The organism is Pelagimonas varians (assembly GCF_003208435.1).
Classification (GTDB): domain Bacteria; phylum Pseudomonadota; class Alphaproteobacteria; order Rhodobacterales; family Rhodobacteraceae; genus Pelagimonas; species Pelagimonas varians.
Map to the genome: position 1 here is coordinate 43,994 of NZ_QKMF01000012.1, position 25,168 is coordinate 69,161.

Below are 25,168 nucleotides of genomic sequence, written 5' to 3' on the forward strand. Positions count from 1 at the left end.
TAAAAGCATGATAGGCCGAGCCATGAAGTCTCAGATATTCAACATTTTCCTCGCCATTCTTGTGTGCGGAAGCATTGTGTTCGCTGCGCATTCGATCCCGCCGCTGACCCAGCCAACGGCACCAAGCGTTGCGAAACACGTCAACAGCCGCGCCGCGAATTTCAACGCGGTAGACTTTTGTGCTTCGGCTTTGTCAGGCGTAGATTGTGGTTGCTTTTCGCAAAAAGCGGCCGAAATCCTGTCGACCGAAAACGACCGCGTCATGGGATTTGCCTATGCCAACCCAATTGATCTTGCCATTTCCCAAGGTCAAGAGAGCTGCTCTGGAACTTAGGCTTGTTGCAGACGTAGCGCTTCGGCACCGGCCCGTTCAATCAATTCTTGCACAAACGGTTTGTCCAGATCTTCTGTCCGCGTCGCAGCATACAGGCGTTTGGTTAAGCCGCCCGCAGTCAGGGGCCGGGTTACATAATCCGAGCTGTATTTCACTTCGCGCACCACCCAGTCCGGCAAAACAGCCACGCCTCGGTTTGACGCGACCAAAAGCAGGATAACCGCTGTCAACTCGACCTGACGGATGCTGGCAGGCTCCACCTTGGCTGGCGTTAATAGCTGGCTGAATACATCCAGACGGGACCGTTCGACCGGATAGGTAATCAAGGTTTGACCGCGAAAGTCTTCGGCCTCGATATAGTCTTTGGCGGCCAAAGGATGGCTCGACGCCGCAACAAAAACCGGACTGTAATCAAATAGCGGGGTGAATGTCACACCGGCAATGTCCTCTGGATCAGAGGAAATGACCACATCAACCTCTTCTTTTTTTAACGCTGGCAGAGCGTCAAAAGCCAATCCGGGGCGAATATCCACATCAACATCCGGCCAGATCTTTCGGAACCCTTCCAGCACTGGAAACAGCCATTCAAAACAAGCATGACATTCAATTGCGATATGCATCCGCCCCGAACTGCCTGCCCGCAGGCCCATAAATTCTTCTTGCAGCGCCTCGACTTGCGGCAAAACCTGTTCAGCCAAACGCAGCAATCGTTTGCCCGCCGCCGACAGCTTAAGCGGTTTGGACCGGCGTACAAACAGCTCGACTCCGGCTTGGTCCTCAAGCCCCTTGATCTGATGGCTCAATGCAGATTGCGTAATATTGAGCTGATCTGCTGCCTTCGCAAGACCGCCACAATCATGTATTGCCTTGACCGTCCGCAGATGGCGAAACTCGATATGCATATCAGCCTCATATTAGTGATGAGAATTATGAATTTGCTTCAGCAATGTCAAAATGCGATAAGCAATGCAAGCCGACAAATGACCTGACACAGGTCGAGACACAGGACTAAACCGATGCGCCCGCAGATTTCATTTGAATTTTTCCCTCCCCGTAACGTTGAAGGTACCTTCCGTCTTTGGGATGCGGTTCAGGTTTTGGCCCCTCTAGACCCGCGTTTTGTTTCCGTCACCTATGGTGCCGGCGGCACGACGCGCGATCTGACCCGTGATGTTGTGGCGACCTTGCACAAACATTCCGGCCTCGCGACGGCTGCGCATCTGACATGCGTCGATGCCACCCGCGCGGAAACGCTGGCCATTGCACAGGACTTTGCCGCCGCTGGCGTATCCGACATTGTGGCCCTGCGCGGCGATCCTCCAAAGGGCGCAAACGGATTTGAACCGCACCCCGATGGGTTTGCCAATTCGGTTGAGTTGATTGAGGCCCTTGCCGACACCGGTGAATTCAACATCCGCGTCGGGGCATACCCTGATATCCACCCCGAGGCTGCGAATGCGCAGGCTGATATCGACTGGCTCAAACGCAAGCTTGACGCAGGTGCCAGTGAAGCACTGACCCAGTTCTTCTTTGAGGCCGAGACATTCCTGCGCTTCCGCGATTCCTGCGCCAAGGCCGGCATCGACAAACAAATCATTCCCGGTATTTTGCCGATTGAAAACTGGAAAGGCGCACGCAATTTCGCCCAGCGCTGCGGCACACCGATCCCGACATGGGTCGATGATGCCTTTGGCAAAGCCGCCCGCGATGGCCGCGAAGACCTTTTGGCGACGGCTATTTGTACCGAGCTGTGCAGCGAGTTGCTGGACGAAGGCGTTGAAAACCTGCATTTCTACACACTTAACCGTCCCGAGTTAACCCGCGATGTCTGTTTTGCGTTGGGCGTAACACCCAAAGCAAAATTGGAAAATGTTGCCTAGAGTTTTCATTTTCACGCCACATTCAGGCCTCTTGACTAGGCGACAACACCTCTGACGAATAATTCAGAGGTGTTGTTTTGCGCAATTTCATTCGAAGATTTGTCTTGGCCTTCTGCGACTTTGCGCTGCCTACACGTGCGTGTTCGGGTTTGGTTTCTTGCTAACTCTGCCCTTTTCGCTGACCCGCAATTCCTTTGATCTGGTTTCCATCGGGTTCACCGCAATTGCTGTTTTGCTGTCGTTTAGCCTGTTGTGGCCCCCGCAACCCCAAAATGGATCAGCAACCCCAACGGGTTAAGGCACCTTTTGGCCAATGCGGTTATTTTGATCCTATTGCCAGTCTCGTTTTGTATGCCGCCGATTTTTCTGGTGATGTCTTTGGGTTTGGAACAGCCAATGGCAACCGACCTGATTTGGTTGTCTGCGGGACCACCGATCGTCGGCCTTGGCCTATGCTGGTGGCTGGCTTTAGGCTTGGCATTGTGGCCGCGCCCCGAAGACACCTCCGGGGCATTCGTCTAAGACATCAAACCGGTGCGCGCTTGGTCAACCCGAGCTTGTCGCGCACCTCATTGGGCCCGATCACCCGCGCACCCATACCTTCAATAACGCCTCGTGACCGTTCAACCAGCTGCGCATTGGTGGCCAAAACCCCTTTGTCGAGCCATAGGTTATCCTCAAGCCCAACACGAACATTCCCGCCTGCCAAAACCGACGCGGCAGTATAGGCCATCTGGTTGCGGCCTAGACCAAAGGCACTAAAGGTCCAATCCTCAGGCACATTATTTACCATCGCCATAAAAGTGTTCAGATCGTCCGGCGCGCCCCAAGGCACCCCCATACAAAGCTGCACAAGGGCCGGACTATCCAGCACACCTTCTTTGACCAACTCCTTGGCAAACCACAGATGTCCGGTGTCAAAGGCCTCGATTTCGGGCTTGACCCCAAGATCGGTCATCATCTTGCCCATTGCCCGCAACATGCCCGGTGTATTGGTCATGACATAATCCGCCTCAGCGAAATTCATCGTACCGCAGTCCAATGTGCAAATCTCTGGCAGGCATTCGGCCACATGGGCCACCCGTTCAGCTGCACCGATCATATCCGTCGCCGCAGCGTTGACCGGAAAGGGTGCATCAGTCGGGCCAAACACAATGTCGCCGCCCATGCCAGCGGTCAGGTTCAAAACCACATCAACGTCCGAGTCGCGAATGCGATCTGTCAATTCACGATAGAGCTTCAAATCACGCGATGGCGCACCGGTCTCGGGATCGCGCACATGGCAATGCACAATCGCGGCCCCAGCTTTCGCAGCTTCAATCGCACTGTCAGCAATTTGCTGTGGCGAACGCGGCACATGGGGGCTGCGGTCTTGGGTACTGCCAGAACCAGTAACAGCGGCGGTGATGAAAACCTCACGGTTCATAGTCAAAGGCATAACAGCCTCCTTTCCTTCAACGTTTGAGCCATTGGCCTCAAGTTGGGTACAGCACAGGGCGGGATGTTGGGTGGGGCGATGCTTGCAAAGCGAGCGTCAGACAGCATCACCGCCCAGTCCAAACCGGATCACGCTTTTCAGCAAAGGCCTTCGCCCCCTCCAGTTGATCTTCGGAACGATACAATTTCTCAACTGTTTCAAACTGCGATTTGGTAATTTTGTTCAACGCATCTTGAAACTTCATGTCTTCTGCCTCGCGCACCACTTCCTTGATGGCTGCATAAACCAATGGTGGACCCGAGGCCAAAACATCCGCCATCTCCCGCGCCTTTTCCATCAGTTGATCGGCTGGGTGAATCTGGTTGATCATCCCCCAGCGCGCAGCCTCTTCTGCATCCAGCCACCGACCGGTGAACAACATCTCCATCGCAATATGATAAGGAATGCGCTTGGGCAGTTTAATGCTTGCGGCGTCGGCAACAGTACCAGACCGAATTTCCGGCAAGGCAAAACTGGCGTGATCTGCCGCAAGAATAATGTCGCCCGACAGCGCCAGCTCCAACCCGCCTCCACAGCAAATTCCGTTCACGGCCATAATCACCGGCTTGTTCAATCCGCGTAACTCCTGCAGACCGCCAAAGCCGCCCACGCCATAGTCTCCGTCAACCGCATCGCCATCAGCTGCGGCCTTTAGATCCCAGCCCGGACAAAAGAACTTGTCGCCGGCTCCGGTGACCAAAGCCACCCGCAGCTCGGGATCATCGCGAAACTCTGTGAACACCCCACCCATAATCCGGCTCGTCGCCAGATCGATAGCATTGGCTTTGGGGCGATCCAAAGTCACCTCCAGCACATGTCCGCGCCGCGCTGTTCGAATGGGTCCTGTCATGACCGCTCCTCTAATCTGATCAATGCATCCACTGCGACAGCCCGATCCGGGCAACACAACAATGGGTTTATTTCCACTTCAGCCACATGGTCTGCATGGGCTGTTACAAAATCTTGCACCGCAATTACCGCTTGGGCAATCGCGGTGACATCAGCGGCCTGAGCACCGCGAAACCCGTTTATCAAAGGGGCCAACCGCAATCTGTGCAAGGCTTGCCCGATGTCTTGCTCCGAAACTGGCAGCAACATCGAAACCGTGTCTTGCAGTATTTCTGTCAAAACACCTCCGGCCCCCAAAGTCAGCACAAACCCATGCGCCGGATCATGAACCACGCCTATCAACAACTCGACCACAGCGCCGTCAATCATTTGCTCAATCAAATAGCCTTGGGCCGCCATTTCTTCTGCAGCATCCTCAACCGATTGCACGGACGCAAGCCCGAGCTTGACCGCACCGGCTTCGGTTTTGTGGGCAAACCCTTCGCCTTTCAAAACCACAGGAAATCCGACTTCGACGGCAGCCAACGCCGCCTCTTGCGGCGTCTGAACCCGTTGCAGTTTTGGCACATCCAAGCCGAACGCAGCCAGTGTTTGCTTTGCCTGCGCCTCAACCAAAACACCACTTCTATCGTCAAGCTGGGAAGTTAGGAGCACGACCGCCTCTGAACCGGACACAATCTTGCGCCTCAAAACAGGAGTTCGAGACACCGCCGATTGACCAAGCCACGCGGCGGCGGCGATGCCTTCCAATGCTTCTGCAACACCGCACAGTGGAACCACGCCGCGTGCCATCAAATCCTTTGCGACGGCTTCTGGCATGTTTTCAGGCAAACTGGCCAGTACAGCCATCGGCCGCTTTGTATCTTTGGCAGTCTCGTCAATGGCTGAAGTCACCAAATCCCATTGCGGGGCCTCGCATCTATCCAGCCTTGGAAAATCCAACACAACAAGGCCCAGTGACACATCACTTTGGTCCATCATCGCGGTGAAACAAGACTGCAGAGCGTCTTGATCCCCCCATATATAGGTATGATAATCCAAAGGGTTGGCCAGCGCGACCTTTGCACCCAAGGCTGATCGAAGCGCCGATTTCTGAACAGTTCCAAGCGGAGGAAAGGTCAGGCCAGTTCCCAGAACGCTATCTGCCATCAAGCTGGCTTCGCCGCCGGAACAAGACATCGAAGCAATTTGCCCGTTTGCCAAAGGACCAACGCAGTGCAACAGCTTGAGCGCTTCCAACATCCCCGCCAGCGACCCGACCTGCGCGATACCCAAGCGGGCAAGCAATGCACGCGCGCCTGCATTTGATCCCGCCAGCGACGCCGTATGGGACACCGCAGCGGCGTTGGCTTGATCGGAGGCACCAATTTTGAGCGCAACAATGTGTTTGCCTAAATCGTCAGCCCGCCGCGCCAAAGCCTCGAAACCTGCAACATCCGCAATGCCTTCGATGTGCAGCCCCAAGCAAGAAACGCGCGGATCATCCAGAACGCTCATGCCCAATTCGGCAAGATCGGTTTGCGCCTGATTGCCAACGGTTCCCAAATAGGCAATCGGTACGCCGCGCGTTTGCATTGTCAAGTTCAACGCGATGTTCGAACTTTGGGTCAAAATCGCAACGCCGCTGTCGACCCGCAACATCCCGTGCTGATCGGGCCAAAGCGCCGCGCCATCCAATGCGTTGACGAACCCGTAGCAATTTGGGCCCAAAATGCGCATCTGCCCCGCCGCCTTTAACAGCGCCTGCTGCAAAGCTGGACCATTTTTCAGTTCCGCCTGAGCCTCTTGAAAACCTGAGGCAAAACACACCGCACCACCGGCTCCGCGCGCCGCCAATTGCCGAATAATGTCGACCGTCAACTGCCGGTTTACGCCGACAAATGCCGCATCCGGGGCATCTGGCAAAGTATCAACATCAGCATAGGCAGGTAGCCCCGCAACTTCGGGCTTCTTGGGATGAACGGGCCAAATATCCCCCGTGAACCCGATCTTTTTGCATTCCTCGATTACGTTAAGACACCAAGCCCCGCCGCCGATCACAGCGATGGACTTTGGCTGCAACAAACGCGCCATACTATTGGTCATAGACCCTCACAACCTGCGCTCCAAATTCCGTCAACGGAATTTGCAAATTTCATGCATGAAATTTGGTCCAGCCGCACGATCAGGCCCCCAATGGCCGGAACAGTTCCCGGCTGATGATGTGTCGCTGGATCTCGGACGTCCCGTCCCAAATCCGTTCAACCCGCGCATCCCGCCAAAACCGTTCAATCGGAAAGTCATCCATCAACCCCATGCCGCCAAAAATTTGCAACGTGGTGTCCGTCACCCGCGCCAGCATTTCGGATGCATGAAGCTTGGCCGAGGCAATTTCACGGTTCGCAGGCAACCCTTGATCCAACCGCCACGCCCCCGCCAACGTCAACCAATCCGCCGCGTCAATCTCGGTGATCATATCCGCCACTTGAAAGCTAACGCCTTGGAACTTGGCAATCGCTTGCCCGAACTGTTTGCGCTCTGCTGCATATTCAACAGCATAGTCAAAACACCGCCGTGCCCGACCGACGCAAAAGGCCGCAACAGTCAGCCGTGTTGCATACAGCCATTCGTTCATCACTTCGAATCCGCCGTCGACCTGCCCCAGCACCTGTGCATCGGGCAAACGGCAATCATCAAAGGTCAAAATACAGTTTTTGTAGCCTTTGTGGCTGACCGAATTGTACCCGTCGCGGACTTCGAACCCCGGATGGCCACGGTCCACCAGAAAACAGGTGATTCGCTTTTTGGGGCCCTTGGGCGTTTCATCGACGCCTGTTGCAATGAAGACGATAAAGAAATCAGCGTGTTCAGCCCCAGAGATAAAATGTTTGGATCCGTTCACGACCCAATCGCCGCCGCTCCGCACGGCTTGGCATTTCATACCGCGCACGTCCGAACCGGCGTCCGGTTCCGTCATCGCCAATGCGTCCATCCGGTCCCCGCGCACGGCGGGCAGCAAGTATTTTTCCCGCTGTTCGCCCTCGCAGGCCATCAAGATGTTTTGCGGGCGGCCAAAAAAATGTGTCAGCGCCATTGATCCACGCCCGAGTTCGCGCTCGACCAAAGTGAAATCCATATGGCTCAGCCCTGCACCGCCAACTTCTTCAGGAAAGTTACAGGCGTAGAACCCCAAATCGATGCATTTTTGTTTGATTCGCAAACCTAGCTCATGCGGGACTATTCCAGTTCGTTCGACTTCGGCCTCATGCGGATAAATCTCTTTTTCGACAAAGCTGCGAACCGTCGAAACGATCATCTCTTGTTCTTCGGACAATCCAAAATGCATGCGCGTTTTCCTATACTGGTCACGAAATGTAACTTTGCCTCGCGCATTTTTATCATGCGTGATACGTCCATTAATATGCGCAATTCGAACCATTCCCCGAAAACCCGCCAAATTGGCGTGCTGCTTTTCCCCGAGTTTTCCAACTACGGTCTGGCCAATGCCGTGGAACCGCTGCGTGCGGCGAACACTTTGGCACGTCAAAAATTGTACGAATGGCAGTTTTTGGGAATCAACGAGGGCACCATCACCTCTTCCAGCGGATTGCCCGTCACCCCCAGCGGCACACTGACGGATCATCCCGGAGGCGATCTTTTGTTGGTTATGCCCAGCTACGATTATAAAGGTCTAACCACACCTACGGTTTTGCGCGCACTCCGGTCCGCGCAAAAACGGTTTGCCCAGATGGCAGGACTGGACACGGGATCGTGGTTGATGGCCGCAGCCGGACTTCTGGAAGGTCAACGGGCAACCATCCATTGGGACGAGCTGGTGGCGTTTTCGGAACAGTTCCCCGAGATCAATGTCGTCGAGGATCGCTATATTTCGCAGGGGCCGATGTTGTCTTGCGGCGGGGCAAGCACCTCAATTGAACTGATGCTGGACCTGATAGGACAGCATCACGGCACCATGTTGCGGCTCGAAGTAGCGGCCTTGTTCATGCATGGCGAACGCAAACCCTCCGATGTGACACCCTTGCGGATGGGCGACGATCAGGTGGTTCAGGCAGCCGTCTCAATTATGCGCCGCACCTTGGAAACCCCCTTGCCGATCGACGCAATTGCCAAACGACTCGGTTTCGGATTGCGGGCTTTGGAAAAGCATTTCGCCAGCTCGGCGGGGCGCAGTCCGCGCAGTGTTTACGTGTCTCTCAGGTTGGGGGCAGCACGGCATTTGACCGAACAAACAACCCTGTCGGTGTCTGAAATTGCAACAAGATGCGGCTATGAAGATCCCAGTGCCATGACCCGCGCGTTCCGCCGTGAATTCGGGATCACCCCGCGCGACATCCGCAAGAATTTGACCTAAGCGTCTTCGACGACCACCTCTTGGTAGAACTTGCGAATTTGCTGTTTGAGAATGCTCAAATGGTTGCGCAATTCAGCCTGAAAGGTGGTGGCATCGCGTTGGCGCAGCGCGGCAAGAATGGCGTTATGCTGTGCAAATACCCGATCTTGATTGCGCCCCGCACGCGATCCCAAAAACCGCGCCCGCCACAACCGGGACAGCAAGGAACGATGGGTTTCGGCCAGGGGAATGTTATGCGACGCACGCACAATGGCGACGTGAAATTCCATATCAATTTCAAATAGATCGATCTCATCCACATGTCCCGCGCTGGCTTCCATGCGCTCTTGGATCGAGGCGATTTTATCGATTTCTTCATCGGTCGCCTTGGCGCATGCCAGCTCGCCTGACAGCAGCTCCAATGCGCGCACCAGATCCATACAGTCCGAGATCTCCTTCCACGACGGGTCTGCCACAATCGGGCTGCGGGCCGGACGCAAAACCACCAGCCCCTCATTGGCCAATTGCCGGATGGCTTCGCGCATGGGTGTACGGCTCACCCCCATTTCAGCGGCATTGTCGCGTTCTTTGATCGGTGATCCTGGTGCCAGATCCCCGCGTAAAATCGCCCGCCTTAGGCGGTTGGAAATATGCTCAAACCGGTTTTCTTCCGCCATCGTGTCCCTGCCCCGTTCAGGCTGTCCATTGGTTCCGCTTCTTGTTGGAACCTTGGACTAATAAGTCGAGTGCAAAATTTGGTATACCAAAATCTGTTGATTGTCGACCACGCTTTCGCTAGCGTTAGGCACGGATGGTATACCATTCCAGATTAGGGCGAGTAAAAATGCTCTTAAAAACAACGGCAGCCGAGGAGGGCTGCCCTCGGGGAGGAATAAAATGAAACTTAAAAAACTGATTCTAAATTCGGTCGCTGCAACTGCGCTGACCGTTGCAGGCGGCGCGGCCATGGCGGCTGACGTGACCTTGCGCATTCAAACTCATTACGCTCCTGAAACTGTTTCCGGCAAGCTGGCACAGCAATATGCCGATGACGTAGAACTCATGTCCGGCGGCGCGATTGATATCGAGATGTTCTTCTCGTCTTCGGTTGTAGCCTCGGTTGAAACCTTTGACGCGGCGGCCAACGGCATTCTTGACTGCGACATGACAGGCGGCGGCTATCAGACTGGTAAAAACCCTGCGTTCCAGTTCGTTGGCGACATCATGGGCGGCTATGACACCCCCTACCAACAGCTGAGCTGGCTCTATCACGGTGGCGGCTACGACGCAGCCCAAGATCTCTATAACGGCTTTGGCATGCAGCTTGTTGGCTGGTGGGTTTACGGTCAGGAATCGCTGGCGTCCTCCAAGCCGATTGATGGCCCTGCTGCCTTCAAAGACTGGAAATTCCGCTCGCCTCCCGGCATGGAAACCAAAATCTTTGAAAAGCTGGGCGCCAAGCCAATCGTGATGGATTTCACCGAAATCTTTACCGCGCTTGAAACAGGCATCATCGACGGTGCAGACGCATCCGGACTTGCCAATAACGTTGGCCTTGGTCTGTATGATCTGGTGAAGCACGCCAACTATCCCGGCTTCCACTCGATGCCTTCGGATCACCTGGCCTGTAACAAGATGGTTTGGGACGGTCTGAGCGACAGCCACCGCGCCATCATGGACACCGCGATGCAAAAGCTGGCGCTGCAAACTGCTTTGACGTTCGAAAAGAAGAACGCCGAAGCCGCAGCCCAACTGCGCGCCGATGGTGTGACACTGCACGCATGGAACGACACCGACAAGCAGGCGTTCCGCGACGCGGCTCAGGCGACATGGCCTGAATTCGCAACCACAGACGAAGCCAAAGCGCTGGTTGACAGCCACCTTGGTTATCTCAAGCAGCTTGGCCTTGTTGCCGAATAAGCCTTTGGGCTGACAAACTGCCCGGCGCGCGGACTACCTGCGCGCCGGATCCAGTTTTCCTGCATTCAAGGAAACACATATATGTCTTCTCCTTCTGTCTGGCTCGGGTCCGCCCGCCAGCCCGTTCGGCTGCTGATGATTGGGTTTGGTGCTGTCGCCGCCCTATTGGTAGTCGGCCTTGGTCTCGCAAGCGCTTTTCTGGGCAGCGAAATCACCATGCATCAAATGCTGCGTCCCGAAGGCAGCGTGATTGTCTATTTCACCTTGGCAGCCGTTTTTGGATCCGTCTTCTTTACTTCGGTCTACCTGTCCGACACCGTCGGATCGATCGAAAGCGAACCTTCGGGTTTTTTCGACATCATTTCGTTGGTCTGTTCGCGCATTTCGATGATTATGCTGCCACTAATCGTGGTTGTGATGTTCTACGAAGTGATCTCGCGGTATGTCTTTTCATCGGGCACGCTCTGGGCCAATGAAATGTCACTTTGGCTTGCCGGTTTTTTGTTCTTGCTTGCAGGGCTTTATGCCATGCAGCAACGCAGCCACATCCGCATCTATATCATCTACGATATGATGCCGCGCTGGATGCAAAAAACATCTGACTGCATCTCTGTCTTTTTGATCTGGGTGTTTGCCTTCTGTCTGTTTTGGGGCGGGTATTCCGAATCCAAAGCAAAACTGCTGCGGATGGAGACCTTTGGCACCGCCTGGGATCCCCCCATTCCAGCCACCATCAAACCGATGATTATTTTTATGATCATTCTGGTTGCCATCCAAGCGCTGTCGAACCTGATTGCGGATTGGCACAAAGCTCCTGAACATCATTCTCCTGCGGATGAGATTGACGAAACTGAAATCGAAAATATTCGCCGCACCTTGGAGGACAAATAATGGTTGATGTAGGCACGCTCAGCCTAATCATACTGCTGGGTATGTTCGCGCTGCTGGCGATTGGCATGCCGCTTGGTTTTGCCTCTGCGTTTCTGGCGGTGGCGACATTGCTGTTAAAGTTCGGTCCCGACTTGATGTTTGGCCGCTTTGGCATGGGACCGTTTAACGTTTTGGGTCAGGCGGTTTACCGACAAATGACCAATTACGTGCTCATATCGGTGCCGCTGTTCATATTCATGGCCGCGCTGCTGGAACGATCCGGCATCGCGCGGGACATGTACAGTTCCCTCAACGTCTGGATGAGCCGGATGCGCGGAGGCATCGCCATCGTCACATCGATCATGGCAGTTGTTATGGCTGCGATGTCGGGTATCATTGGCGGCGAAGTGGTCTTGCTTGGCCTGATCGCCCTGCCGCAGATGCTGCGCCTTGGCTATAACCAGAACCTGGCGATTGGCACAATCTGTGCCTCGGGTAGCTTGGGAACGATGATCCCACCTTCGATTGTGTTGATCTTTTACGGGTTGGTGACTGAAACCTCGATCAAGGCGCTGTTCACCGCATCGTTCTTGCCGGGCTTCATGCTGGCGTCGTTCTTTATCATCTACATTATCATACGCACCCGTCTTGATCCGTCTCAGGCACCTTTGCCACCAGAAGATCCCGATGCCCCTGCGGGCAATGAAAAAGGGATGATGTTCCTTGGATTCATGGCGCGCTTTGGCATGTGGATCACCGGTGTCATCCTACTGCGGGCGGTGTTCTTTACCATCACAGGCGAAAACGCCATTACCGAAGGGGTTGATGCAATCCCGCTGGGCATGGTGTCGGATATCCCTTGGATCTTGGGCGGCTTTGCCCTGTGTGCCTTGGTTGTCTTTGTTGTTGTTGGCCGCGAACGCACCGCCATCGGCTGGGAAATGGGCAAAGGCCTGATCGCCCCAACCGTTGTTATCGGTGTGGTTTTGGGCAGCATCTATGGCGGCATCACCGGCATCACCGAAGCTGCTGGCATGGGTGTTGTGGCGGTCTTCGTCATTGGCCTGATCCGGCGCGAGATGACCTTCGAAATCGTTTGGGACGCCATCATGCGGACCTTGAAATCGACAGGGACAATCATCTGGGTGACCATCGGTGCCGCAGCCCTTGCAGCAGCCTATACGCTGGCAGGTGGCCCGACCTTTGTGGCCAATATGATTGTCGGGGCCGAATTGCCCACGATGGGGATCATTTTGGTGATGATGGTGATCTTCTTGATCATGGGGATGTTCATGGACTGGGTGGGCATCGTTTTGCTGATCATGCCGGTCTTCTTGCCGATCGTGACTAAACTGCCGCCTGAAGAAATCGGTTTCCTTGGCTCTGTTGATGCCAAATACATCCCGATTTGGTTTGGTGTCGTGTTTTGTATGAATATGCAGGTGTCGTTCTTGTCACCGCCCTTTGGTCCTGCGGCTTTCTATCTGAAATCCGTGGCACCGGCGCATATCTCGCTGACCGACATCTTTAAAGGGTTTCTGCCTTTCATCGCCTTGCAACTGCTGGCGCTGTTTGTTCTGCTACTCTGGCCACCGATCATTACGATCTTCTTGTAACCCTAAAAGACGCGGCCAAACCTTCGGCCGCGTCTTTTCCTTCTGCTCCGATATTTGAGACCAAAATGACAACGACCCGCCTTTCGCCCGATGACAATGTAGCAACCGCCTTGACCGCTTTGCAGGTCGGCGAACATGGCGCGTCAGAGCCTATTCCGCGCGGCCATAAACTGGCACTGGAACCGATCAAAGCAGGCATGCCGGTGCGCAAATACGCGCAGATCATCGGCTATGCCGCCACGGATATCGCGGCTGGGGCCCATGTCCACACGCACAATCTGGAATTTCGCGCGGTCGACACCGACTATGCATTTTCCACCAACTTGCGCCCCGTGGCACCCGCTAAAACCCCTGACACTTTCATGGGATACCGCCGCCCTTCGGGACGCGTCGGCACCCGCAACTATATCGCGGTTCTGACGTCGGTGAATTGCTCTGCCACTGCGGCCCGCATGATCGCGCAGGCTTTCACGCCCGACGTGATGGCCGCCTACCCCAATGTTGACGGCGTTGTTGCCTTTGTCCATGGCACCGGCTGCGGCATGGGCGGCGACGGCACCGGCTTTGCAGCCTTGCAACGGGTCATGTGGGGCTATGCGCGCAACCCGAATATTGGCGCGGTGCTGATGGCGGGGCTTGGCTGCGAAATGAACCAGATTGATTGGTTGATCGAAGCCTATGGCCTAACCCCCGGCCCCTTGTTTCAAAGCATGAACATCCAAGACGTCGGGGGCCTGCGCAAAACCGTCGACCTTGGCATCGCCAAAGTCGAAGCCATGCTGCCGCTTGTGAATGAGGCCAAGCGCGAACCCTGCCCCGCATCGGAGCTGATGGTTGCCCTACAATGTGGCGGGTCGGATGCATGGTCCGGTATCACAGCCAATCCGGCGGTGGGCTATGCCTGCGATCTACTGGTGGCTCAGGGCGGCACTGGCGTCTTGGCCGAAACCCCCGAAATTTATGGCGCAGAGCATCTGCTGACCGCCCGCGCCGTGGATGAAGCCACGGGCCGCAAGCTGATTGATCTGATCCACTGGTGGGAAGATTACACTGCCCGCAACAAGGGCAGCATGGACAACAATCCTTCACCGGGAAACAAAAAAGGCGGGCTGACAACCATCCTTGAAAAATCGCTGGGCGCGGCTGCCAAGGGCGGCACCACACCGCTGACCGGCGTATATCAATACGCCGAGGCAGTCACCGCCAAGGGGTTCACCTTTATGGACAGCCCCGGCTATGATCCCGCTTCGGTCACCGGACAGATTGCGTCGGGCTGCAACTTGGTTTGCTTTACCACAGGACGCGGATCGGCCTTTGGATCAAAACCGTCCCCAAGCATGAAGGTCGCGACCAACAGCCAGATGTATGAACGCCTGACCGACGATATGGACATCAACGCAGGCCGCATCCTGACCGGCAATGCCACAATCGAAGATGTGGGCCGCGAGATCTATGAAATGTGGCTGCGTATGGCCAGCGGCGAGGCGTCAAAATCCGAAGCCCAAGGCTTGGGTGATTTCGAATTTGTGCCATGGCAAATCGGCGCGGTGATGTAATGACGGCGGCCATTCCCCTGTGCGTGATTGGTGCAGGCCAGATCGGAATGCGGCACATTGAGGTGGCGCAAGCTTTGCCATCGGTTGATTTAACCGGTGTGGTGGAACCGGACCCGTCGCGGCGCGCGACCCTTGTGGCGCAGGGGTTGCCGGTGGTCGCCCAGATCGCGGATCTGCCCCTCCACACCAAAGCCGCCGTGATCGCTACCCCCACGCCCCAGCATTTCAGCGCCGCCCGCGCAGCCTTTGAACGCGGGCTTGCTGTGCTGGTCGAGAAACCCACCGGGGCCACCTTGAACGAAGCCCGCATGTTGATCGACCAAGCGAAATCGCTGGGTTTGCCCCTGTTCACCGGTCACCACCGCCGGTGCCACCCATTCAGCTCTGCTGCGCGGGACATACTGCCGAAGATCGGGCAACCGATTGGCGTGCAAGGGTTTTGGTCGCTGCGCAAACATGACACCTACTATGATGTGCCGTGGCGCTGCGCACCGGGTGCCGGACCGCTGATGACCAATCTCAGCCATGAAATTGATCTTCTCAGGTTTTTGTTTGGCGACATCGTTGAAACCTCTGCCTTTTTGTCCCACGCGGCCCGAAATTTGCAGATCGAAGATACGGCAACCTTGAATTTACGTTTCTCTTCTGGGTCTTTGGGGTCGTTTCTGATCTCGGACGCGGGTGCATCGCCTTGGGCTTTCGAAGCTGCATGTGGGGAAAACCCCGATCTTGCGGTCTCGGGTCAGGACTATATCCGTGCCACCGGAACCCAAGGCGCATTGGCGTTTCCATCCCTGACACTCTGGCAGGGCTCAGACGGCACAGCTACTGACTGGAAACACCCTCTTGTCCGTGTCAAAGGGGCAGAGTTTGCTGCCATTGACCCGTTGCAAGAACAAATGCGGCGCTTTGCGGCGGTTGTGGACGGGGGCGAAGACAATATTCTTTGCTCCGGCGATGACGGGCTGGCAGCGCTAGAAATTTCATTGGCCGCAACGCTGTCAGGCCAGACCGGCATGCCGGTTCGGACGGGCAGCGTTCCCGGCGACTACACAGGAGCTTAAGATGAGCAAAGAACATATCGGATTTATTGGCCTTGGCCTGATGGGCCGTGCCATGGTGGAATGTCTTCAAAAGGACGGCTATCAAGTCACCGTATTGGGCAATCGCGACCGCACCGGTGTCGAAGAGGCCCTGTCGCGCGGTGGTTCGGAGGCGGCAAATGCCCGCGAAGTCGCCGAGGCGGCCGATATTGTCATGCTGTGCATGGGTACGTCCGAACAGGTCGAAGGCCGTGTATATGGCGATTACGGTATTCTTGCTGGTGTGAAACCCGGCCAGATCGTCATCGATTTTGGCACGTCCCTACCCGCATCAACCATCAAGATCGGCGGTGACATGGAAGCCAAAGGCGCGGCCTATTTGGACGCCCCGATTGGCCGCACACCTGCACATGCCAAAGACGGCCTGCTGAACCTGATGTGTTCGGGGGACAAAGCCGCTTTTGACCGTGCCAAACCGGTTTTGGACGTCATGGGAGAAAACGTCTTTCACCTTGGCAAACTGGGCAGTGGCCACACCATCAAGCTGATCAACAACTATTTCGGCATGACCACCGCCGTTGCCATGTCCGAGGCCTTTGCCACTGCCGATGCTGCCGGTATCGATCGCGAAACACTGTATGACGTGATGGCAGCAGGCCCATTGCGGTCCGCCATGATGGATTTCATTCGCAACTATGCCGTGGATGGAAATTGTGACTTGGGCTTTTCGATTGGTAACGCTGGCAAGGACGTCGGGTACTACCGTGAAATGACCGCCCAGTTGGGGCTGAACAGCCGCATGTCGGCCTGCGCCAGTAACGCGTTAAACGAGGCCCGCGATGCCGGTGACGGCGACAAGATGGTACCTGAAATGGTTGATTGGATGACCCGCAACCTGCCTAACAAGGGTTGATGACATGAACATCACCGCCCCCCGTGAGGATCGCACCTCAGCAGGTGTTTTCCTCATGGCTTTGGCGGTGGTGTTCTTTACTTGCATTGATACGACAGCAAAATGGCTGATCTTGGCCGGTCTGCCCGCGCTGCAAGTTGTCTTTGCCCGCTACCTTGGTCATTTCATCTTTGCCTTGGTGTTTTTCACTACCCGCGAAGGCCTCTCGGCATTCCGAACCCAATCCCCGTGGCAACAGGCCTTGCGTGCAGGGTTCTTGATGGGCAGCACCATCTGCAACTTTGTCGCGTTGCAATATCTGCCGATCACCGTGACCACAACGATCATGTTTGCCGGTCCCATTGTAATAACCCTGCTGGCGATCCCGCTGCTGGGCGAACAAGTGGGCATTCGCAGGATATCGGCGGTTTGCGTCGGATTTTTGGGTGTTTTGGTGGTTATGCAGCCGTGGGGAACGGCATTCCATCCGGCGATGTTCCTCAATATTGCGGCGCTGACTTTGGCATCGCTCTATTTTATCATGACGCGGAGGATGGCTGGAAAAGAAAGCAATGCTTCGCAACAGCTTTGGGCCAGCGGCTTGGCAACATTGGCTTTGCTGCCTTTGGCGGCGTCAAACTGGGTTTGGCCGCAAGGTTCCGATTGGTTCGGCTTTTGTATTATCGGAGCCTTTGGCGCTTTTGCCCATATCAGCGCGACCACGGCGCACCGTCTGGCCGATGCTTCTATCCTGGCTCCAGTCATTTACATCCAGATATTCCTAGCAGCTTTGGCAGGCGTACTGGTCTTTGACACATGGCCAACTGTCTGGACACTGGCGGGCGGCCTGATCATTGTCGCCTCCGGCCTGTATATCTGGCACCGTGAACGTGTTAAAACCAGCGTCTGAGGCGGGGCCAAAATCCATGCATGGATTTTCAAAATTTCATACATGAAATTTGGCCGCGCCTAGATTTGACGTTTGGGCTTACCCACGCCCGATATAGGGCATGCCGGGTGCCATAACAGTCATGAACTGCACATTGGCCTCAAGCGGAAGCTCAGCCATATGCATCACGGAACTGGCCACATGGGCCACATCCATCACCGGCTCAACCGCAATGGATCCGTCAGCTTGTGGAACCCCTTGGGTCATCGCCTGTGCCATATCGGTCAAGGCATTGCCGATGTCGATCTGCCCACATGCAATGTTGAATGCCCGCCCATCCAAGGAAATCGATCGGGTCAGACCGGTGATCGCATGTTTGGAAGAACTGTAGGGCGCAGATCCCCAACGCGGCACGTAAGCCGACACAGAGCCATTGTTGATGATCCGCCCACCCTGCGGATCCTGACGGCGCATACGGGCAAAAGCCGCCCGCGCACAGACAAATGATCCGGTCAGATTGATATCAATGCAGCGCCGCCAGTCGTCGACACTGACCTCATCAATCGGTGCACCGGCCACGGAAACACCCGCATTGTTGAACAACGCGTCGATCCGCCCCCATGCGTCGAGTGCGGCGTCAAACGCCGCATCGACCTGCCCCTCTTTGACAACGTCACAGGGTAGGGCCAAAGCCGCTTCGCCGTATTTATCAACCAAGGCTTCCAAAGGTTCGGGGGTCCGTCCGACCAAGCCGACTTTCCAACCTGCGTCCAAAAATGCTTCGGCGCAGGCTTTGCCAATACCGCGCCCTGCCCCAGTGATAATGATGCTCTTGCTCATGTCGCCTCCCACAGCTTCTTTGGGATTGAAATATTGCGGGGGCTGCGGGGCAGCGCCCCTTTCCCCGTCCATCAAAAAAACGCCCCCGCAAATCCGGAGGCGCTTTATCTTGTTTAGTGGTTATCGCGCGCCAAAGTCCGCCCGATCTTTTGGTAGGCCGTCGCAAGTTCCAAACAGCCGCCATCGGCAAGTTGTCCGACATGCTTGCGGTAGATCTCTTGCCACGGTGTCTGATGCTCCAGCTCGGGCGCGTCCCATGCGTCCATGCGGGCCTGCCATTCAGCGTCCTCAACCAATGCGTTCAACGTTGAGCTGTTCAGGTCCAAGCGCACCATATCGCCGGTTTTCAAATAGGCCAAACCGCCGCCAACAACCGATTCAGGTGTCGCATTCAGGATCGACGGGCTTTCCGAGGTGCCGGACTGACGCCCATCACCAACGGTTGGCAAGTGATGAATACCCGCTTTAATCAGCTCGTCCGGTGGCTGCATGTTCACCACTTCGGCGGAACCCGGGTAGCCAACACAGCCCACATTGCGGATGAACAAAATGCAGTTTTCATCAATCTCGAGCGCGGGATCATTCAGACGGTCGTGATAGTCTTCCGGCCCCTCGAACACGATGGCGCGCGCTTCGTGCACACCCTCTTTGCCGGGATGCGACAAGAACCTCTGTTGGAAATCAGGTGAGATTACGGATGTTTTCATCAAGGCACTGTCAAAGAGGTTGCCTGACAATACTTTAAAACCGGCATTTTGGCGCATCGGCGCGTCGTAGGTTTTGATAACGTCGATATCAACGCTTTCAATTCCCTCCAGTTCCTCGCCCAACGTCCGTCCCGAGGCGGTCATGACGCCTTCGTGCAACCGGCCTGCCTTCTTCAGCTCGCCCATGATCGCGGGCACCCCGCCAGCGCGGTAGAACCCTTCGCCCAGATATTCGCCAGCAGGCTGGACGTTCGCCAACAAGGGCACGTCAAAACCGACGGTTTCCCAGTCCTTGACGTTCAGCTCAACCCCGACATGGCGGGCAACAGCCTGCAAATGCGGCGGCGCGTTGGTCGATCCGCCAATCGCGGCATTGGTGACAATCGCGTTCTCAAACGCTTCGCGGGTCATGATGTCGGACGGTTTCAAGTCATCCAGAACCATTTGCACAATGCGCTTGCCGGTTAGATAGGCCATCTCCATCCGTTCGCGGAACGGCGCAGGAATGGCAGAGCTTCCGGTCAAGGTCATACCCAAGGCTTCGGCCATCGCATTCATTGTCGACGCCGTGCCCATGGTGTTGCAATGCCCCATCGACGGGGCAGAGGCGCAGGCGCGTTCCATGAATTCTTCGTAGTCGATCTTGCCTTCGGCCAGCAAACGGCGGCCTTCCCAGATCACCATGCCAGAGCCCGCACGTTTGCCTTTGAACCAGCCGTCCAACATCGGACCACCGTTCAGGGCAATCGCGGGCAGGTCAACCGTGGCAGCGCCCATGAGCATCGCGGGGGTGGTTTTGTCACATCCCGTGGTCAGGACAACACCGTCAATCGGATAGCCGTGCAGCACTTCGACCAAAGTCAAATACGACAGGTTGCGGTCGAGCGCAGCCGTGGGGCGTTTGCCGGTTTCCTGAATCGGATGCACCGGAAATTCCATCGGGATACCGCCTGCTTCGCGGATGCCAGCCTTGATACGGTCCATCAAGAACACATGGATCTTGTTGCACGGAGCAAGGTCGCTGCCGGTCTGGGCGATGCCGATGATCGGGCGTTCGCTTTGCAGCTCTTCGCGAGTAAAGGTCGCGTTTTGATAGCGCTCAAGATAGAGCGCAGTCATTCCTGGATTGTTCGGATTATCGAACCATTCTTGTGACCGAAAGCGTTTATGAGCGCGGGTGTCTGACATTCTTTCTCTCCCCTTTGGCGGTGCCTGCAATAATACCGGCGATTGGTCCGGCGGCGAGTCTGGCTTTTGATATTGGCCTTTGATTCTGGCAGGTCACGCGGCTTGCGGTAACATTTCAAAATGGTATACCAAATGCAAGGGAATGTCGCAAAAATGGGCGACAGGGAGGGGAATTCATGAACAGGAAAATGGCCGGATATTTGGCCCCTGCTGTAATGGCGCTGGTTTTGACCAGCCAGCCTGTTGCAGCCGAGGTTGATTTGGGCAAAGTCGATGGCTGCATATCAAACGCGCGGGACTTGGATCTATCGCCGCTTTCATGCGTTGATGCTGCACATGCCCAGTGTTTGGAAATTCACAGCGAAACACCGAATGTCATCAGTTTGTGCTTCAGCAGAGCCCAAGACAGCTGGTCCCAAGGTATTGCACGCCACATGGATGTTCTGACCGAGCAGGCCCCCGCTGAAATCGTCACGATCGCCAAGATAGAAGTGAAATACGACCTGCTTGCCAGCCTGTTGCAATGTGACCGCATGGACGAACTCTCTGCCTTGCAAGGCACGCCCGAGGAAGAACGTTTGATGCAAAAGACCCGATGTTCTGCAACGGCCAGCGGGCTGGCGTTTGCCCGCATGATCTGGCGCTCCCCAATGAGGCAAAACTAAATGCTGACTGAACCCCCTGCCCTTACCTTGGTTGACGGTGCCCCGCGCCCGAGCCAAATCCAGATTGATGCCTTTGACGGTGTACCGACAAGCTTTGTCTGTGACGCGCTTGGCGGCTTTGCGGCGATGGCTCCGCAGGTTGCGCCGGTGGGCTTTGGCCGCGACCTTGAGTGTAGGGCGCATGGCCCTGCTTTGGTGGCCGCAAACAGCCCCGGCGATATCATGGGAACCTTTGGCGCAATTCACATGGCCCAGCCCGGCGATTTTATCGTGGCGCAAGCGCAGGGGCACCAAGGTTGCGCTGCGGCGGGGGATCTGGTCTTGGGCCAGATGCGCAACGCGGGCGTTGTCGGCTTTGCCACCGATGGCCCGATGCGCGACTATGATGGGATTGTGGCGGCAGGTTTACCGGCTTGGTGCACCGGCCTGACACCCAACTCTCCCTTTTCCAAGGGCCCCGGTCAAACCGGCGGCGCGGCCTTGGTTGGCGGGTGTTTGGTCACCACTGGCGATATGATTGTCGCGGACCGCGATGGCGTTGTGGTTATCCCTTTTGCCAAAATCGATAGCGTGATTGCCCAATTGCCAGAGATTAAATCACAAGAAGCCGAACGCGATGCCAATGTACGCGGCGGGTTCAAAACACCGCTGGATCTGGAAGGGATGCTTGGAGATGGCCGCGCCAGACGCCAAGTATTCACCTCATAAATGGTATACCAAATCAAGCATCGCCTTGACCAAGGCGCTGGCGATGTAGACTCACAAGCAAAGACCATTTGCAGGATGTCAGTATGTTAGACCAAAGGCCCCACGATTCAGCGATTTCCGCCCTACAGGCGCTTTTGGGGGATCGGCTTGTCACCTCTCAAGCCGATCGCGCCCTGCACGGCCAAAACGAAAGCTACCATCCAACCCTTTTGCCGGACGCAATTGCCTATCCCGAAAACACCCAAGAGGTGTCGGAGATCGTGAAAATCTGCGCCGAGCATACCTGCCCGATCACCCCTTACGGTGCGGCCAGCTCTCTCGAAGGGCAGCATTTGGCAACCAAAGGCGGCATCAGCCTTGATACCAGCAAGATGGCCAAACTTCTGACCGTCAATGCAGAAGATCTGAACGTTGTGGTGCAACCCGGTCTGACCCGCATTGCCTTGAACGAAGAGTTGCGCGCGACAGGCTTGTTCTTTCCGCTCGACCCCGGTGCCAACGCATCGCTTGGCGGCATGGCTGCGACCCGCGCGTCCGGCACCACAGCCGTACGGTATGGCACGATGGCGGATAGCGTTTTGGCGCTCGAGGCAGTTATGGCGGATGGCACGATCATTCGCACCGGATCACAGGCACGCAAATCCTCGACGGGGTATGATCTGACCCACCTTCTTGTCGGCTCCGAAGGCACGCTGGGCATCATCACCGAACTGACCCTTCGCTTGCAAGGTATCCCGGAAGCGGCCTCTGCCGCGACATGCCGGTTTAACAGCGTCGAAGATGCAGTGAATTGCGTGATCCTAACAATCCAAAGCGGCCTACCTATGGCGCGGATCGAGTTGGTTGACGAAATGATGGTGCGGGGCTTTAACAACTACAGCGACGCTGGCCTGCCCGAAAAGCCGCATCTGTTTGTCGAATTTCACGGCACCCCTGCCGCCGTTGCCGAACAATCGATCAGCTTTGGCGAGATTGCCGAAGAATTCGGGGCGTCCGGATTTGAACGGGCGGAAAAAGCCGAAGACCGCACGCGTCTTTGGTCCATGCGCCACAATGCCCATCAGGCCAACCGGGCGCTGGCACCGACCAAAGGCATTTTGTCCACAGACGTCTGCGTCCCGATTTCCAAACTGGCAGAAGCGATTGTGGAAGCACAGCGAAAGTCCAAAGAAATGGGGCTAAGCTGCACTATTGTCGGCCATGCAGGTGATGGGAATTACCACTGCGGGCTGAATGTCGACACCTCGGATCCCGAAGAAATGGGTCGCGCCAAGGCCTTTGCAGGAATGCTGAACGAAAGCGCACTGCGCCTTGGCGGCACGGTCAGCGGAGAGCACGGCATCGGCATGGGCAAAACCGCCTACATGCATGCCGAACACGGGCCAGCGCTGATCTATATGCGGGCGATCAAACAAGCGCTTGATCCCCAAGGCATTCTTAATCCGGGTAAAATTTTGCCTGCGACCAACCAGTAAACGATACGGAAAACACAGATATGAACCGCTTTTTGTGCCTCGGCGAATGCATGGTCGAATTGGCCCCCACCTCTGACGGGTTGTACCGAATGGGCTATGCCGGTGATACGTTCAACTGTGCATGGTATGCACGCCAGCTTTTGGGGGATGACTGGACGGTGCAATATGGCACCGTGGTCGGGCAAGATGCCGCCTCTGACGGCATGTTGGAATACATGGAAAACCACGGCATCGACACATCGACCATCCGGCGTGTGCCTGATCGCACGGTGGGGCTGTATTCTATCCAGCTCAAAAACGGTGAACGTAGCTTCTCTTATTGGCGCGGCGAAGCGGCAGCGCGTTTGCTGGCCGATGACGAAGCCTGGTTGGACAGTATCCTGAAAGACCGTCAGGTCATTCAGTTCTCTGGCATTACTTTGGCCATTCTGAGCCCCGAAAAACGCCAAGTGCTGGCCCGCGCTTTGGCCCGCGCCCGCGAAGGTGGGGCTTTGGTGGCCTTCGACACAAATCTGCGTCCCAAATTGTGGGAAAGCGAACAAGCCATGCGCGATGGTTTGGTTCTTGGCGCGTCTGTGGCTGACGTGGTTCTGCCCAGCTTTGACGAAGAAGAAGCCTGTTTCGGGGACAAAACCCAAGCGGACACCATTGCACGCTATCGCGAAGTCGGGGCCAAGGTCATTGCCGTCAAAAATGGCAAAGACACCTGCCACGTTTGGGCAGAGGGGGTTGGCGAAAGTCTGGTCACCCCGGCTGTGGTGACCAACGTGGTTGATAGCACCGCAGCCGGCGACAGCTTTGCAGGCGGCTTTTTGGTGACCTTGGTTCAAGGGGCCACAGCCGCCGAAGCCACCAAAGAAGCTTCGGAACTGGCAGCACAGGTTATTCAACGGCGCGGGGCATTGGCACCGGACATTTTTGGAAAGGGACACGCGACATGAAGGTACTGATCTTGGGCGGAGGCGGTCTTTTGGGTCGCAGACTGGCAATTTCCTTGGCGAAGCGCGGTGAATTGCGCGGCGCAAAAATCGACCAGATGGTTCTGGCCGATATCGTCGATCCAAAGCCCATCGAGGCACCGTTTCCCGTCAGCTATCAGCCCTGCGATATCGCCGACCCCGGTTCAGTCGCACAAACCATTGATGCCGATACAGACGTCATTTACTTGCTGGCCGCTGTCGTGTCAGCCCATGCCGAAGAGGATCTGGACGCCGGTTTGCAAGTCAACATGATGGGCGTGCTGAATGTGCTGGAACGCTGCCGCTCCCTTGGCACCTGCCCTGTTGTCGTCTTCACCTCGTCGATCGCGGTGTTTGGCGGCGATACACCGCAGCCCTTTACCGACCACAGCCTGCCAAACCCGCAAACCAGCTACGGTGCGCAAAAGGCCATCGGCGAATATCTCGTCACCGACTATTCACGCCGCGGCCTGATTGACGGGCGCGGTTTTCGCCTTCCAACCATCACAGTGCGTCCGGGAAAACCGAACCGCGCGGCGTCCAGCTTTATGTCTTCGATCTTTCGCGAACCTTTGGCCGGTGAAACCGCAAATTGCCCCGTCGAGCCGGACTTCAAACACTTCTACCTGTCGCCACGTAAATGCGTGGAAAACCTGATCAAAGGGGCCGAGCTAAAGGCCGAAGATCTGGGCAAAAACCGCTGTATGACCATGCCCGGTCGCGTTTGGTCGATTGGCGAGATGATCGAAGCGATGACCGCCGTCACCGGCCCCGCAGCTGCCACGCGTATTACTTGGCAAAAACAGCCGGAAATTGATGGTATCCTGAAGGGCTGGCAGATGGACATCCGGCCGGAACGTGGACTGGCTTTGGGGCTTGAGGCAGACGCCAGTTTCGAAGACAACATCCGTATCTATCTCGAAGATGACGCCCCAAAGACCTGATACTGCCCTCCGAGTAAAGGAAATAC

At 56.1% G+C, this 25,168-nt stretch carries 23 protein-coding genes; 15 read left to right on the plus strand and 8 right to left on the minus strand.

The genetic code is table 11. The features are described from left to right. The first annotated feature begins 22 nt into the window (after positions 1-22). Entirely contained in the window at positions 23-334 is a 312-nt protein-coding gene (locus C8N36_RS15515; RefSeq protein ID WP_097805735.1) for a hypothetical protein, read from the plus strand. Here C8N36_RS15515 and C8N36_RS15520 read toward each other — a convergent pair. Next, positions 331-1,236 carry a LysR family transcriptional regulator gene (locus tag C8N36_RS15520; RefSeq protein WP_097805736.1) on the minus strand — a complete coding sequence of 302 codons (906 nt, stop codon included), beginning with the start codon at positions 1,234-1,236 and terminating at the stop codon, positions 331-333. The two genes, C8N36_RS15515 and C8N36_RS15520, sit on opposite strands and share 4 nt — an antisense overlap. 114 nt (positions 1,237-1,350) lie before the next feature. Here C8N36_RS15520 and metF point away from each other — a divergent pair, with 114 nt between their 5' ends. Beyond that, on the plus strand, positions 1,351-2,214 hold the full coding sequence (gene metF / locus C8N36_RS15525; protein ID WP_097805737.1) for a methylenetetrahydrofolate reductase [NAD(P)H]: 864 nt from the start codon (positions 1,351-1,353) through the stop codon (positions 2,212-2,214). A 526-nt stretch (positions 2,215-2,740) separates the two neighbouring features. On the opposite strand, the gene bcoG is transcribed toward metF, so the two are convergent. The 4 genes from bcoG to C8N36_RS15545 form a co-directional block, all read right to left on the minus strand. After that, on the minus strand, positions 2,741-3,652 hold the full coding sequence (gene bcoG, locus C8N36_RS15530; protein WP_097805738.1) for a 3-dehydrocarnitine:acetyl-CoA trimethylamine transferase BcoG: 912 nt from the start codon (positions 3,650-3,652) through the stop codon (positions 2,741-2,743). A gap of 106 nt (positions 3,653-3,758) precedes the next feature. Further along, a complete protein-coding gene (locus C8N36_RS15535; protein ID WP_097805739.1) occupies positions 3,759-4,541 on the minus strand; it encodes a carnitinyl-CoA dehydratase in 783 nt (260 codons plus the stop codon). Continuing rightward, positions 4,538-6,625, minus strand: coding sequence for an acetate--CoA ligase family protein (locus C8N36_RS15540; RefSeq protein ID WP_097805740.1), 2,088 nt, complete (start codon positions 6,623-6,625; stop codon positions 4,538-4,540). Before C8N36_RS15540 ends, C8N36_RS15535 begins: the two co-directional genes overlap by 4 nt. A 79-nt stretch (positions 6,626-6,704) precedes the next feature. Then, entirely contained in the window at positions 6,705-7,865 is a 1,161-nt protein-coding gene (locus tag C8N36_RS15545) for an acyl-CoA dehydrogenase family protein (RefSeq protein ID WP_097805741.1), read from the minus strand. On the opposite strand from C8N36_RS15545, the gene C8N36_RS15550 reads away from it, so the two are divergent. Then, positions 7,860-8,891, plus strand: coding sequence for a GlxA family transcriptional regulator (locus C8N36_RS15550; RefSeq protein ID WP_245910859.1), 1,032 nt, complete (start codon positions 7,860-7,862; stop codon positions 8,889-8,891). The genes C8N36_RS15545 and C8N36_RS15550 overlap by 6 nt on opposite strands. On the opposite strand, the gene C8N36_RS15555 is transcribed toward C8N36_RS15550, so the two are convergent. Further along, the gene (locus tag C8N36_RS15555) at positions 8,888-9,547 is read right to left on the minus strand and encodes a GntR family transcriptional regulator (RefSeq protein WP_097805742.1); all 660 of its coding nucleotides are present in this window, start codon (positions 9,545-9,547) and stop codon (positions 8,888-8,890) included. The two genes, C8N36_RS15550 and C8N36_RS15555, sit on opposite strands and share 4 nt — an antisense overlap. A 220-nt stretch (positions 9,548-9,767) precedes the next feature. On the opposite strand from C8N36_RS15555, the gene C8N36_RS15560 reads away from it, so the two are divergent. The 7 genes from C8N36_RS15560 (at position 9,768) to C8N36_RS15590 (ending at position 17,677) form a co-directional block, all read left to right on the plus strand. Continuing rightward, positions 9,768-10,790 (plus strand): TRAP transporter substrate-binding protein, encoded by a 1,023-nt coding sequence (locus C8N36_RS15560; RefSeq protein ID WP_097805743.1) that lies wholly within the window; start codon positions 9,768-9,770, stop codon positions 10,788-10,790. Between the two features lie 81 nt (positions 10,791-10,871). Continuing rightward, the gene (locus tag C8N36_RS15565) at positions 10,872-11,681 is read left to right on the plus strand and encodes a TRAP transporter small permease subunit (RefSeq protein ID WP_097805744.1); all 810 of its coding nucleotides are present in this window, start codon (positions 10,872-10,874) and stop codon (positions 11,679-11,681) included. Beyond that, a complete protein-coding gene (locus C8N36_RS15570) occupies positions 11,681-13,276 on the plus strand; it encodes a TRAP transporter large permease (protein WP_097805745.1) in 1,596 nt (531 codons plus the stop codon). The genes C8N36_RS15565 and C8N36_RS15570 overlap by 1 nt, the downstream gene beginning before the upstream one ends. 65 nt (positions 13,277-13,341) lie before the next feature. Next, complete coding sequence (locus C8N36_RS15575; protein WP_097805746.1) at positions 13,342-14,832, plus strand: UxaA family hydrolase; 1,491 nt, start codon at positions 13,342-13,344, stop codon at positions 14,830-14,832. Beyond that, a complete protein-coding gene (locus tag C8N36_RS15580; RefSeq protein WP_097805747.1) occupies positions 14,832-15,896 on the plus strand; it encodes a Gfo/Idh/MocA family protein in 1,065 nt (354 codons plus the stop codon). Before C8N36_RS15575 ends, C8N36_RS15580 begins: the two co-directional genes overlap by 1 nt. Before the next feature lies 1 nt (position 15,897). After that, positions 15,898-16,788, plus strand: coding sequence for an NAD(P)-dependent oxidoreductase (locus tag C8N36_RS15585; RefSeq protein WP_097805748.1), 891 nt, complete (start codon positions 15,898-15,900; stop codon positions 16,786-16,788). Positions 16,789-16,792: 4 nt separating this feature from the next. Beyond that, entirely contained in the window at positions 16,793-17,677 is an 885-nt protein-coding gene (locus C8N36_RS15590; RefSeq protein WP_097805749.1) for a DMT family transporter, read from the plus strand. 78 nt (positions 17,678-17,755) lie between these two features. Here the strand turns inward: C8N36_RS15590 and C8N36_RS15595 are convergent, their stop codons facing one another. Together C8N36_RS15595 and C8N36_RS15600 are read right to left on the minus strand one after the other, a co-directional pair. Continuing rightward, positions 17,756-18,496 (minus strand): SDR family oxidoreductase, encoded by a 741-nt coding sequence (locus C8N36_RS15595; protein ID WP_097805831.1) that lies wholly within the window; start codon positions 18,494-18,496, stop codon positions 17,756-17,758. 113 nt (positions 18,497-18,609) lie between these two features. Beyond that, entirely contained in the window at positions 18,610-20,391 is a 1,782-nt protein-coding gene (locus tag C8N36_RS15600) for an IlvD/Edd family dehydratase (RefSeq protein ID WP_097805750.1), read from the minus strand. Positions 20,392-20,567: 176 nt separating this feature from the next. Between C8N36_RS15600 and C8N36_RS15605 the strand changes: the two genes are divergently transcribed. The 5 genes from C8N36_RS15605 to denD all read left to right on the plus strand — a co-directional run bounded on the left by C8N36_RS15605 (position 20,568) and on the right by denD (position 25,142). After that, complete coding sequence (locus tag C8N36_RS15605; RefSeq protein WP_141468139.1) at positions 20,568-21,056, plus strand: hypothetical protein; 489 nt, start codon at positions 20,568-20,570, stop codon at positions 21,054-21,056. After that, a complete protein-coding gene (locus tag C8N36_RS15610) occupies positions 21,057-21,764 on the plus strand; it encodes an RraA family protein (RefSeq protein ID WP_097805752.1) in 708 nt (235 codons plus the stop codon). A gap of 83 nt (positions 21,765-21,847) precedes the next feature. Further along, on the plus strand, positions 21,848-23,239 hold the full coding sequence (locus C8N36_RS15615) for an FAD-binding oxidoreductase (protein ID WP_097805753.1): 1,392 nt from the start codon (positions 21,848-21,850) through the stop codon (positions 23,237-23,239). A gap of 20 nt (positions 23,240-23,259) precedes the next feature. Next, on the plus strand, positions 23,260-24,180 hold the full coding sequence (locus C8N36_RS15620; RefSeq protein ID WP_097805754.1) for a sugar kinase: 921 nt from the start codon (positions 23,260-23,262) through the stop codon (positions 24,178-24,180). Beyond that, complete coding sequence (gene denD, locus C8N36_RS15625; RefSeq protein ID WP_097805755.1) at positions 24,177-25,142, plus strand: D-erythronate dehydrogenase; 966 nt, start codon at positions 24,177-24,179, stop codon at positions 25,140-25,142. Before C8N36_RS15620 ends, denD begins: the two co-directional genes overlap by 4 nt. Positions 25,143-25,168 lie beyond the last annotated feature (26 nt).

What these genes read in the sequence shown, in the direction of transcription:
- C8N36_RS15595 (WP_097805831.1), bottom strand. Translation starts at nt 18,496, where the DNA reads ATGAGCAAGAGCATCATTATCACTGGGGCAGGGCGCGGTATTGGCAAA.
- C8N36_RS15575 (WP_097805746.1), top strand. Translation starts at nt 13,342, where the DNA reads ATGACAACGACCCGCCTTTCGCCCGATGACAATGTAGCAACCGCCTTG.
- C8N36_RS15555 (WP_097805742.1), bottom strand. Translation starts at nt 9,547, where the DNA reads ATGGCGGAAGAAAACCGGTTTGAGCATATTTCCAACCGCCTAAGGCGG.
- C8N36_RS15610 (WP_097805752.1), top strand. Translation starts at nt 21,057, where the DNA reads ATGCTGACTGAACCCCCTGCCCTTACCTTGGTTGACGGTGCCCCGCGC.
- C8N36_RS15550 (WP_245910859.1), top strand. Translation starts at nt 7,860, where the DNA reads ATGCATGCGCGTTTTCCTATACTGGTCACGAAATGTAACTTTGCCTCG.
- bcoG (WP_097805738.1), bottom strand. Translation starts at nt 3,652, where the DNA reads ATGCCTTTGACTATGAACCGTGAGGTTTTCATCACCGCCGCTGTTACT.
- C8N36_RS15565 (WP_097805744.1), top strand. Translation starts at nt 10,872, where the DNA reads ATGTCTTCTCCTTCTGTCTGGCTCGGGTCCGCCCGCCAGCCCGTTCGG.
- C8N36_RS15580 (WP_097805747.1), top strand. Translation starts at nt 14,832, where the DNA reads ATGACGGCGGCCATTCCCCTGTGCGTGATTGGTGCAGGCCAGATCGGA.
- metF (WP_097805737.1), top strand. Translation starts at nt 1,351, where the DNA reads ATGCGCCCGCAGATTTCATTTGAATTTTTCCCTCCCCGTAACGTTGAA.
- C8N36_RS15600 (WP_097805750.1), bottom strand. Translation starts at nt 20,391, where the DNA reads ATGTCAGACACCCGCGCTCATAAACGCTTTCGGTCACAAGAATGGTTC.
- C8N36_RS15535 (WP_097805739.1), bottom strand. Translation starts at nt 4,541, where the DNA reads ATGACAGGACCCATTCGAACAGCGCGGCGCGGACATGTGCTGGAGGTG.
- C8N36_RS15605 (WP_141468139.1), top strand. Translation starts at nt 20,568, where the DNA reads ATGAACAGGAAAATGGCCGGATATTTGGCCCCTGCTGTAATGGCGCTG.
- C8N36_RS15520 (WP_097805736.1), bottom strand. Translation starts at nt 1,236, where the DNA reads ATGCATATCGAGTTTCGCCATCTGCGGACGGTCAAGGCAATACATGAT.
- C8N36_RS15540 (WP_097805740.1), bottom strand. Translation starts at nt 6,625, where the DNA reads ATGACCAATAGTATGGCGCGTTTGTTGCAGCCAAAGTCCATCGCTGTG.
- C8N36_RS15590 (WP_097805749.1), top strand. Translation starts at nt 16,793, where the DNA reads ATGAACATCACCGCCCCCCGTGAGGATCGCACCTCAGCAGGTGTTTTC.
- C8N36_RS15585 (WP_097805748.1), top strand. Translation starts at nt 15,898, where the DNA reads ATGAGCAAAGAACATATCGGATTTATTGGCCTTGGCCTGATGGGCCGT.
- C8N36_RS15570 (WP_097805745.1), top strand. Translation starts at nt 11,681, where the DNA reads ATGGTTGATGTAGGCACGCTCAGCCTAATCATACTGCTGGGTATGTTC.
- C8N36_RS15560 (WP_097805743.1), top strand. Translation starts at nt 9,768, where the DNA reads ATGAAACTTAAAAAACTGATTCTAAATTCGGTCGCTGCAACTGCGCTG.
- C8N36_RS15545 (WP_097805741.1), bottom strand. Translation starts at nt 7,865, where the DNA reads ATGCATTTTGGATTGTCCGAAGAACAAGAGATGATCGTTTCGACGGTT.
- C8N36_RS15615 (WP_097805753.1), top strand. Translation starts at nt 21,848, where the DNA reads ATGTTAGACCAAAGGCCCCACGATTCAGCGATTTCCGCCCTACAGGCG.
- denD (WP_097805755.1), top strand. Translation starts at nt 24,177, where the DNA reads ATGAAGGTACTGATCTTGGGCGGAGGCGGTCTTTTGGGTCGCAGACTG.
- C8N36_RS15515 (WP_097805735.1), top strand. Translation starts at nt 23, where the DNA reads ATGAAGTCTCAGATATTCAACATTTTCCTCGCCATTCTTGTGTGCGGA.
- C8N36_RS15620 (WP_097805754.1), top strand. Translation starts at nt 23,260, where the DNA reads ATGAACCGCTTTTTGTGCCTCGGCGAATGCATGGTCGAATTGGCCCCC.